The sequence below is a fragment of the Myxococcus sp. CA039A genome, assembly GCF_013336645.1.
GTDB lineage: Bacteria > Myxococcota > Myxococcia > Myxococcales > Myxococcaceae > Myxococcus > Myxococcus llanfairpwllgwyngyllgogerychwyrndrobwllllantysiliogogogochensis.
Genome location: NZ_JABUMQ010000131.1, coordinates 18,396 through 28,116, shown reverse-complemented (window position 1 = coordinate 28,116; position 9,721 = coordinate 18,396). Strand labels below are relative to the sequence as shown.

General features: G+C 69.5%; 4 protein-coding genes. All 4 read right to left on the bottom strand.

What is annotated here, in order from left to right:
* Nucleotides 1-1,432 (bottom strand): POTRA domain-containing protein (locus HR086_RS22285; RefSeq protein WP_305794084.1); only part of this gene is annotated, 1,432 nt, incomplete at its 3' end.
* 11 nt (nucleotides 1,433-1,443) lie between these two features.
* Nucleotides 1,444-5,373 carry a translocation/assembly module TamB domain-containing protein gene (locus HR086_RS22280; protein ID WP_174466591.1) on the bottom strand — a complete coding sequence of 1,310 codons (3,930 nt, stop codon included), beginning with the start codon at nucleotides 5,371-5,373 and terminating at the stop codon, nucleotides 1,444-1,446.
* Between the two features lie 5 nt (nucleotides 5,374-5,378).
* Nucleotides 5,379-6,323, bottom strand: coding sequence for an ExeA family protein (locus HR086_RS22275; RefSeq protein WP_141642877.1), 945 nt, complete (start codon nucleotides 6,321-6,323; stop codon nucleotides 5,379-5,381).
* A gap of 24 nt (nucleotides 6,324-6,347) precedes the next feature.
* Nucleotides 6,348-9,563, bottom strand: coding sequence for a tetratricopeptide repeat protein (locus HR086_RS22270; RefSeq protein ID WP_174453028.1), 3,216 nt, complete (start codon nucleotides 9,561-9,563; stop codon nucleotides 6,348-6,350).
* Nucleotides 9,564-9,721: the final 158 nt, after the last annotated feature.

Here is a 9,721-nt window from a genome sequence, read left to right as displayed (position 1 = left end):
CCCCCGCCCCCGTCGAGAGCCGCGCCGTACCTTCCGGCAGCCCCTCGTAGCGGACCTCCGTCACGCGCGCCTGCGGCCCTTCCTCCACGTCGAAGTCCGCCACCGCCGTCCGCGTGCGCGCATCCACCGTCAGCCCACGGAACACCACGGACGAGGACAGGAAGCCCCGCTCGCGGTACGCCTCGTTCATCGCCTCCGTCGCCTCCAGCCACGCCTCTTCCACGTACACCGTGGACGGGTCCGGCACAGGCTCCATCGTCGCGGCGCGACGGCCATGGCGACCCTCCGCGTCCAGCGGGTCGTCCTGGAGTCGCAGGTCCAGCTCCGGCTGGAGCTCGCCCGCGCGAATGCGCTCCGCGAGGAACTCCCTCAGCGTCCCCGAGCCGAGCGAGGCGTTGCCATGGAAGCGGACCTCGTTGACGCGCAGGGGCTGGCCCTCGTCCACGTCGAAGGCCAGCACGGCCACCTCTCCGTCAGGCCGGACCACCTCGCGCGAGCGCACCTTCGCGTCGTGGAAGCCACGGTGCCGGTAGAAGGACTCCACCCGCCGCGCCAGCCGTCCCGCCACCACCTCGTCGAGCGGCTCCGCGGCGTCATGCGCCAGCACGCCCTCCAGAATCTCCGCGGAGAAGCGATGGTTGCCATGGAAGCGCAGCGAATACCGAGGCCCCGCTGACAGGGGCACCGCCACCGAGGCGGAGCTGCCCTCCACGAGCACCGAGGGCGTGCCCACCTGGGCTCTCCAGTGGCCCGACTCACGCAGCAGTGCACGCAACTGGTCCAGCCCCGACTCCAGCCGCGCCCGGTCGAACACGTCGCCCGGCGGCATCGCCAGCACTTCCAGCAGGCGCGGCAGCGGCAGCCCCGGGCTGCCCGAGAAGCTCACCTGTCGCACGCGCGTCGGCTGGCCCTCGGAGACGAGGAGCAACACCGCCACGCCGTCCGTCACCGGCTCCTGCCGCGCCGTCACCTTCACGGAGTCATAGCCCTTGCGCTGGTACGCCTGGAGCACGGAGGACACCGCCCCCTCCAGCTCCTCGCCATCCAGGGGGCCGCCCTCCAGGAGGCCACTGGCATCCAGCAGCTCGCCGTCCGACAGCACCGCGTTGCCTTCGAAGCGCAGCCGCGCGAGCCTCGACACCGGCGTGAGCTGGAACACCAGGCGCACCCCACCCGGCACGTCCACCACGCTCGCCACCACATCCGCGAAGCGCCCCGTGGCCCACAGTCGCTCCACCGAGCGGCGCACCGCCGCGGGCGTCAACGACTGGCCCTTGCGCACCGCCACCAGTCCGCTGAGCCCCTGCCCGTCCACACCACCCGGCAGGTGCAGCTCCACTGCCACCACTTCCGGCCCGGGAACGTCGACCTCGCGAAGCTGGGCTCGCGCCAGGCCCGCGCACAGGACGCAGAGCCCCAGTGCCAGCGCCATGGCGGCGCGGGCTACTCGACCTCCCAGCTCAGCTTCAGCTCGAGCCCGAGGTTGCCAAACGAGGCTTCGCTGTTCTCGTTGTCCCACTGGGCCTGCGCGGAAAGTCTGTCGTCGAAGCGGTACTCGGCACGCGCCCGCGTTCCTCGCCCACTCACCGGTTGAGTCATACCGATTTTAAGCTGCTCGCTGAGGAACTTCGACTCCAGTTGCGCGGTGGGCTCCGCTTGACGTGTGGCGTCGTTGTAGGTCGTGGAAATCTGGAGGGACAAATCCCGCAGCACCGGATTGCTGGGGAGGAACCGCTGGACCTGCCGGTCCAGGCCCGACACGTTGAAGAGGGCCTCGGCCGCCAGCCCGGCCCCAGCGGACGCCGCCGTGTCCCGGTCCGACGAGGTGAAACCCAGCGTCAGCAGGGAGACGATGTCGCCTTCCACCAGCGCCGGCTCCGAGGACAGGAGCACCTGGGGGTCCGAGGGCTTGCCGAAGGCGTGCAGCTTCACCACGTACTCGCGCACCAGCGTCTGGGCCTGGACCTCGAAGACGGGCTCCAGGCTGGTGGGGTCCTGGAACTCCAATTGCCCCTGGCTGATGGTGAAGGGGTTGTTGCGGAAGAACGCCTGGCTGCCCTCGGCCAGCTCCACCCGGCCCAGGAGACCCGGCCGCAGGTCCGTGCCCGTCAGCCGCACGTCCCCCAGCATCCGCGCCTTCGCCAGGTTGTTGTCCACGAGGACGTCGCCGAAGTGGACGTTCACGTCCCAGATGACCCAGGGCTTCTGCTGCTCGCCCGCGATGACGTTCGCCGCCGACGCCACGTTGGCGCGCTTCTGCATGGACTTGAGCAGCGACTCCACGTCCAGCGCTTTCTGGTAGCGCATCTTGACGATGTCCATGCCGCCGGTGACGGTGAAGCCTCGGGGCGGCCCCACCACCTGGAGCAGCCCGGAGAACGTCGCCGGCAGGTCTTCCGTGAGGCGGTAGGGAACCTCGTCCAGCTGCACCGTGAGGCCCAGCCGCTGGGGCATGAAGCGCGCGAGCCGCACGTCGCCGCGGGCGGAGATGCGTCCCTCGTTGAGCTGCCCCTGCAGGTGCTCCAGTAGCAGCCGCTGCCCCGTCATCTCCACGCGCCCGGACATGCCTCGGATGTTGACGGGCAAGTCCCGCATGGCGAGGCGCAGGTCCAGCAGCTCCGCGCTGCCCACCACGGACGGCGCCTCCAGCGTGCCCGTGGCCTCCGCGTCCACGGTGACGCGGCCCGTGGAGCGCTCCACCATCGCCGGCAGGAGCGACTCCAGGAGGCGCAGGTCTCCGCCGCCGCGCAGGGTGAAGCCGATTCCCCCGCGCGTGGTCATCCAGCCGCCCAGGTTCAGGTCGACGTACGGCCCGAGGAAGCGGAAGGGCTGCACCTCCAACCGGCCCTTCTCGTACGCGAGGCTGATGGGCCCCGTGTTCTCGCCCCGCACGTCGTCGCGTGACAGCACCAGCTTGTCCACCGTCGCCCGCAGGTGCGCCGCCCCGGGCTCCATCAGCGGCCCCTTCGCAGTGAGCGCGCCTGACACCGAGCCGGACACGCCCGCCCACAGCGGCTCCGAGGGGAGCAGCGGACGGATTTCCGGCAGCGTCAGCGTCAGCGACGCGTCGTACGGCCATGAGTCCTGAACCTTGAGCTTCACGCGGCCGTTGGCGTCCTGGAAGGGGCGGCCCCAGACCTCCAGGTCCTTGCCCACCAGTCGCCCGGTGAGGTCCATCGCGCCCAGGCCGCGCTCGGCGAACGTCACACGCGGGGCGCGCAGCGTGACGTCGACCACGGGCACGTCGGAGGTTCCGGACACGACGCCGTCCATCACCATCGTCCCCTGGATGCCCATGCGTCGCGCGAGCTCCGGCTCCACCGTCTCCGCCAGCGACAGGCCGTCTCCACCGAAGCGGTAGTCCAGCCCTCCCGCGAACAGCAGCGTGCCCTCCGCCCACGTGCGCCCCAGTGGACCGCGCAGCTCCGTGCGCTCGAGCACCATCGCCTTGCCATCCACGAAGCGCAGCCGCGCCGAGCCATCCCCCAGCCGGCGTCCGTAGTACGTGGTGTCCTTCACGTCGAAGGCCACCAGTCCCTCCAGCCGCTCGATGGGACTGTCGATTTCCACGCGGCCCGAGGCCGTACCGCCCAGCGTGCCCTGCATCACCGCCAGCGACGGCGTCAGGCCCGCCACCACGTCCACCAGGTCCTCGGTGCGTCCCTGCGGGACATTCACCTCGAGCCGCAGGTTGAGCAACCGTCCGAAGCCCACGCCGGCCTTGCCGTAGTACTGCGTGCGCCCCTTCTGGCCGGTGAACGAAGGGAAGGCCAGCACCCCGTCGGAGTAGCTCAGCTTCCCCTGCAGCACGCCCAGCGAGAAACCCCAGAAGACGAAGTCGCGGAACGACAGCCCGGACTCCACCTTCACCTGCGACACGGGCCCCGTCACTGAATACGTGGCGTTGCCCCGTCCCGCCCACTTCAGGCCCGCGATGTGGCCAAAGTCCGCCAGGTCCAGCTCGCCCTGTCCGTGGATGTCGAGCCCCAGCCCGCCGCCGATGAGCAGCCCCACGTCGCCCTGGACGCGTGAGCGGCCCACCTCCGCGGAGACGTGATTGAACGACACCCGGTCCGCCTGGAGCTTCACCTGCGCCTGCGCACGCCCCTTGTCGAACTCCAGGATGGTGATTCCATCGGTCGATGGCGCGTCATAGGCCCGCGTGGCCAGCTTGAAACGGCTGGTGCGCAAATCCAGCGGTCCCGACAGCGAGAAGCGCGGCAGCAGGTTGCCCGTGAGCTGCGCGTCGAGCGAAGCCGCGAAGTCCACCCACGCGCCCTTCACCCCCGCCTTGTCGAGGATGCGCGCCAATGACGCATCCTCCGTCTTGAGGCTCACCTCCAGGGGGAACAGCGGCGTCAGCCCCAGCTTGCCCGTGGCGCGCACCCGGCCTGCACCCACGGGCACCACGACTTCCTCCACCCGAAGCTCATCGCCCGAGTACGACAGGCGCGCGGAGATGTTGGCCGGCCCAAACCTGTCGTACCCCAGCCCGTTGCCCGACAGCTCCAGCGACACCGCGGGCGACTCCGGCTTGCCGGCGATGGACACGCGACTCCACAGGTGCCCCGTCGCGGGCTTTGGCAGGAGCTTCGCCTGCGACAGCGTGCGCAGCGGGAGGAAGACCTGCGCGTCCAGCGCCAGGTGGGGCTGGCACAGCGAGTCCACGCGTCCCGACACCGTGGTGATGATGTCATCCAGGGACACCTCGGCGCGCTCCAGCTCCAGCAGCGCCTCGTCGGGGTCCAAGGCGCCAGCGAAGGCCAGCCGCTGCAGCGCCAGCTCCGCGCCATCCGCGCCCAACCGCACGAGGCCGCGACGCGCCTCCGCATCCAGCTCGATGACGCCCCAGCGCTCCGTCCAGCGCACGTCCAGGTCCGCCACCTCCACGCGCCGGCCCTCGGGCAGCGCCAGTCGCAGCTCCGCCCCGCTGATGTCCAGGTGGGACACCCGCACCCGCTCGAGCGGATCCAGGAAGCAGCCCTCCGACTTCTTCGCCGGGTCCGTCGAGGGCTGGGACAAATCCAGCGTCACGCGCGGCCGCTGGGCCCGCACCAGCGCGAGCGTCAGCCGTCCGGAGAAGGGGCGCAGGAACCCGAACTGCACTTCAGCGGTGTCCGCCGCCACCAGCGGCGTGTCCTCGCCCGGGAGGAAGAGCGAGAAGCCGTGCACCACCACGCGCGAGCCGAGCGGATCCAACTCACACCGGCCGATGCCTACGTCCAGCCCGAGCACGTCCGGCAGGTGCCGCCGCGCGACGGTGCAGGCCACCTCCCACGTCTCGGGCATGCGCAACGCGAGCACACTCCCCGATAGAACGAGGAGCACGAGCAGCAGCGCTCGAAGCGCACCGTTGCGGCTCTGTGTCGCCAAAGCCCCTAGAGCTTACCCAGCCCTTCGAGGTAACGGTCTATCTCCGCCAGATCGAGCTTGTTGTTCGACGCTCGGGGCAGATGGGTCGCCGGGGCGCTCGCCCGCTCGCCTGCTCCGGGAGCGGCCGCATTGATGCCCTGGAGTCCCAGGTTCTTTCCAATGCGATGCACCAGCTCGGCGGAGACCGTCTCGGCGCGCGCGAGGAAGGCCTCGAAGAGCGCGTTGTCGCACAGCGTGTTGATGACACGCGGCGAGCCCGACGAGTGCTCGTGCACCGCCAGCAGGGCCTCCGGAGAGAACGGCATGCGCGGGCAGCCCGCGAGCCGGAGGCGGTGCTTGATGTAGGCCTCGGTGGACTCGGCGGTGAAGGGCTCGAGCTTGTAACGCATGGCCACGCGCTGGGCGAGCGGCGGGTCCAGCTTCAGGTTCTTCTCAATCTCGGGCAGGCCGAAGAACACGAAGGAGATGAGCTTGCGCTCCGGCACTTCCAGGTTCAGCAGGCCGCGGAACTCCTCCATCAACTCCCGCGTCTCCAGCATCTGCGCCTCGTCGATGAGGACGACGGCCTTCTTGCCGGACTCGTAGATTTGCAGGAGCCGCTGGTAGAGCTGTGACAGGAGCGCCAGCTTCTCCTGCGCGGGGTTCTCCACGCCCAGTTGCAGGGCGATGCGCCGCAAGAGCCAGTTGGCGGTGATGCCCGAGTGGATGATGACCAGCAGCGCGGCCTCGTACTCGGACTCGGGCAGCGAATCGAGCATGCGGCGGGCCAGCGTCGTCTTCCCCGCGCCGATGTCGCCGACGAGGATGGACAGGCCCTTCATGTAGCTCACCGCATGCATCAGTCGGGTGAGCGCCTGGGAGTGCTGCGCCGAGTTGTAATAGAAGCGGCTCACCGGAGCGTTGGAGAAGGGCTCCTGGGTGAGGTCGAAGAAATCGAGGTAGGTCGTCATGGGCTCGCCGGACCTCGGGGGCAACTACACGTAACCGACCTTGCGCGCCTTGGGCGCGCCGGCCGCTGGCACCGGGGGATTCGCCACCGCCGCTGCGGGTGCGGCACCATGGGCCTTGGAGCCATTCACCGCGGCGGGTGCCGGGGTCGGCAGGGGGTCTTCTTCCGGTTGCGTACTCGCCGCGATGCGGGACACCTGCGTCCCCACGTCGCGGTACTTCGCGTCCATCACCGCCACTCGCTGGTAGTGGTACAGCGCCTTGCCTGGCTCGCCGTTCGCCTCGTAGGCCGTCGCCAGCTCGAAGCCGAGCGCCTTGGCCGCCTCACCCGTGGCGAACGGGCTCGCGAGCCCCTCTCGGAAGGTCTCCACCGCCGAGCCGCCGTCACCGCGCAACAGGTGCAACATGCCCATCATCGTCAGGCAGTCCACCTCGCGCTTGGTGCCCGCGCAGCCCTGCCGGGCCACCTCGAACTCGTGGAGCGCGTCGTCCAGCAGGCCCATTTCCTTGTAGGCGATGCCCAGGTCGTAGTGCGTGTCCACGTCCTCGGGCTTCACCACCTTGGCCAGGCCCTTCTTGAACTCGGAGAACACCTCCTCCACCGAGTACTGGAAGTCCTCTTCCGCGGGCGCCGCGGCCGCCGTGTCGTCGCCCAGGTTGTCGATTTCGCCGGCCAGCTCCGCCGCCAGGTCGAACGCGTCGCGCTCCGCGCCCGCATCCGTCACCGGCTGCACGGAAGGCACCGAGATGGGCTCCAGCGGCTCCTCTTCGGGCGCCGCCCCACCACTGGCCTCCATCGCCTCCAGCCGCTCCATCAGCTCGGTGGCGCGCGCATGGCCCGGGAAGGCAATCGACACCGTCTCCAGGATTTCGCGGGCCTCTTCCATCAGGCCCTGGTCCAGGAAGAAGGCCGCCTCGTCGCACTCCTCGGCCGCCGGCTCCTCTTCGTCACCCTCGCTGGCGCTGTCGGCGACGAGTTCGGCGGACGCCTCCTCGGGCTCCTCCACCGACTCGAAGTCGGGCTCGGCCTGGGACTCCAACCCGAAGTCGGTCTCGTCCTGGGGCTCTGATTCGAAGTCGGACTCGACCTGAGGCTCCGAGCCGAAGTCGGTCTCTGGGTCCTCCGTCGGCATGTCGTCCAGCGACACGACGGCGTGCGAGGCGGTGGGCTCCTCTTCCTCGAACGGATCCCCCAGCGAGGGCATGTCCGAGCCCGGCGCCTCCTCCAGCTCGTCGAGCATGGAGGCATCCAGCGGAGCGATGCCCACCCGCGTGGGCATCTCGTCCACGTCGAGCTGCGCCTCTTCCACGTACACCGGCTGCTTGCGCGTGTTCGGCGCGGCTTCCTGGAGCAGGGCCCGCGTGGGCGCGCGCACCATCGTCGGAGGCGGTTCGTCCTCGTCTCCGAGCGACAGCGCCGCCATCGACGTCGACGTGGCCTCGTCGTCCGAGTCCCCCAGCGACAGGCCCTCGTCGCTGGCGTACGACGCATCCAGGTCGGCCGACTCGACGAGCGGCTCGTCCTCCGACGACACGAGGCCGGGCTCATCCGTCAGCATCAGCCCGTCGTCGTCACTGGAGACGAGCGTCTCGTCCGCGGAGTCCGCGGCCAGGTCTTCCGGCGCGGGCGTGTCGAAGACGTCGTGCTCACCCGAGGTGATGGCCTCGCCGACGAGCGCTTCCTCACTGACGACGGTGGCGTCCCCGTCGTCGTCGATGACCTCGTCGGAGTCGTTCGAGGGCAGCGTGGCCAGCGCCAACTCGTCGCCGGGCGGGTGCAGCAGCGCGTCCTCGGGGGGCGGCGCGACGAGGACCTCGTCGTCGCTGGAGTCCACCAGGATGGCGTCCTCGCCCACCGACTCCACCACCGTGGCCGACGGCGCCGTCGTCACCGGACCTTCCACGCGCAGCACCGACAGGAACGCCGGCACCTCCGGGTGGGAGGGGTTCTGCTGGAGGATGGTCGCCAGGTACTGCTGCGCGCGCGTCGAGTCCGCCGCGCGCGTGCACAGTCGCAGCACGTTCAGCAGCTGCTCGGACGCCTGCGCCGCGTTCCCGGACGCGACATAGATTTGATACGCCTTCTCGTGCGCGTCCAGGTTCTCCGGGTCCACGGAGAAGACCTTGCGCAGGTGCTCCAGGGCTTTGTCGTGGAGCCCGTACTTCACGTAGACGTCGGTCTCCGTGAGCAGCTTGGAGAGCTGCTCGCGCGCCAGTCCGCCCTGCTGCGCGGGCGGCGCCACGGGAGCCGGAGCGGCCTGGGGCGTGGGCTGCGGCGCGGCGCGAGCGGCGGGCTGCGGCGCGGCGGCGGACTGCGGGGCCTGAGCAGGCTGCGGCGCGGCGGCGGGCTGCGGCGCGGGCGCGCGGCGGGCGAGCAGATCCGGGTCCTGCGGATCCAACACTTCAATCTGCGTCCAGACGGCCTCCGCCTCCGTGGGCCGGCCGCGCTCCTGGTGGATCTTCGCCAGCTCCTTGTAGACAGACACCGTCTTGGACGTCTGCCCCAGTCCCTGGAACGCCTGGGCCAGGAGCGACAGCGTCTCCACGTCGCGGCCGTCCGCCTTGAAGCACACCTGCAGCTTCGCGAGCGCGCGCTTCTGGTCACCGCGTTGCAAGTACGAGGACGCCAGCTCCTTGGCCAGGGGCAGGTTGTCCGGCTCGAGCGTGGACAGTCGCTCGGCCACGCGGGCCCAGTCGTCGCCACGGCTGTTGCGCTTGAGGTACTCGGCGGCGCGCTTGAACTCCTGGATGGCTTCGCGCGTCATGTTCTCGCGCGCATAGAGCTCCGCGAGTTTGATCTTCGACGCCACGTTCTCCGGGTCGAGATCCACCATCTTCTTCAAGGTATCGAGCGACGACTTGGTGTCGCCCGCCTTGTCGTAGTGGTTGGCGACGATCTGGAAGTACGCCATCGCCTCCGACATCAGCCCGAGCTGCTGGTGAAGCTCCGCCAGCTTGAGGTTCACCTCCAGCAGGTTCGGATTGAGCTTGAGGACTTGCTTGTAGAGAGCGACGGCCTTGAGGAAGAACCCATCGGAGGAGTAGCTCTCCGCGACCTTCGTGAAGAAGTGCGCCGCCTGGGCGTTGTCGTTCTTCTTGACGTACAGCTCCCCCATCTTCTGGAGGACCCGGATGTCCTTCGGGTCGACCTCCAGGACCTTCTGGTACTCCTTGATGGCTTTGTCGTAGGCGCCCTTCGCGACGAGCTTCGCGGCGGCTTCGATGATCTTGTTCTTGTCCATCGAGCGTGGGCTTCCGGAAAGCCGAAACCCCTTGGAACTTCGCGGGTTTCTATCTTCAAAAGGGGGAGAGTCGGAGGCTAACGGAATCCTCCAACGCGGGTCAAGAAACAGCCCGGCTCCCCCCGGGGCCAGCTCACCTGCTTGCATGCCCGCCCCAC

Excerpts from the sequence above, each read along its gene's own strand:
- HR086_RS22275 (WP_141642877.1), bottom strand. The coding sequence starts at position 6,323 with ATGACGACCTACCTCGATTTCTTCGACCTCACCCAGGAGCCCTTCTCC.
- HR086_RS22270 (WP_174453028.1), bottom strand. The coding sequence starts at position 9,563 with ATGGACAAGAACAAGATCATCGAAGCCGCCGCGAAGCTCGTCGCGAAG.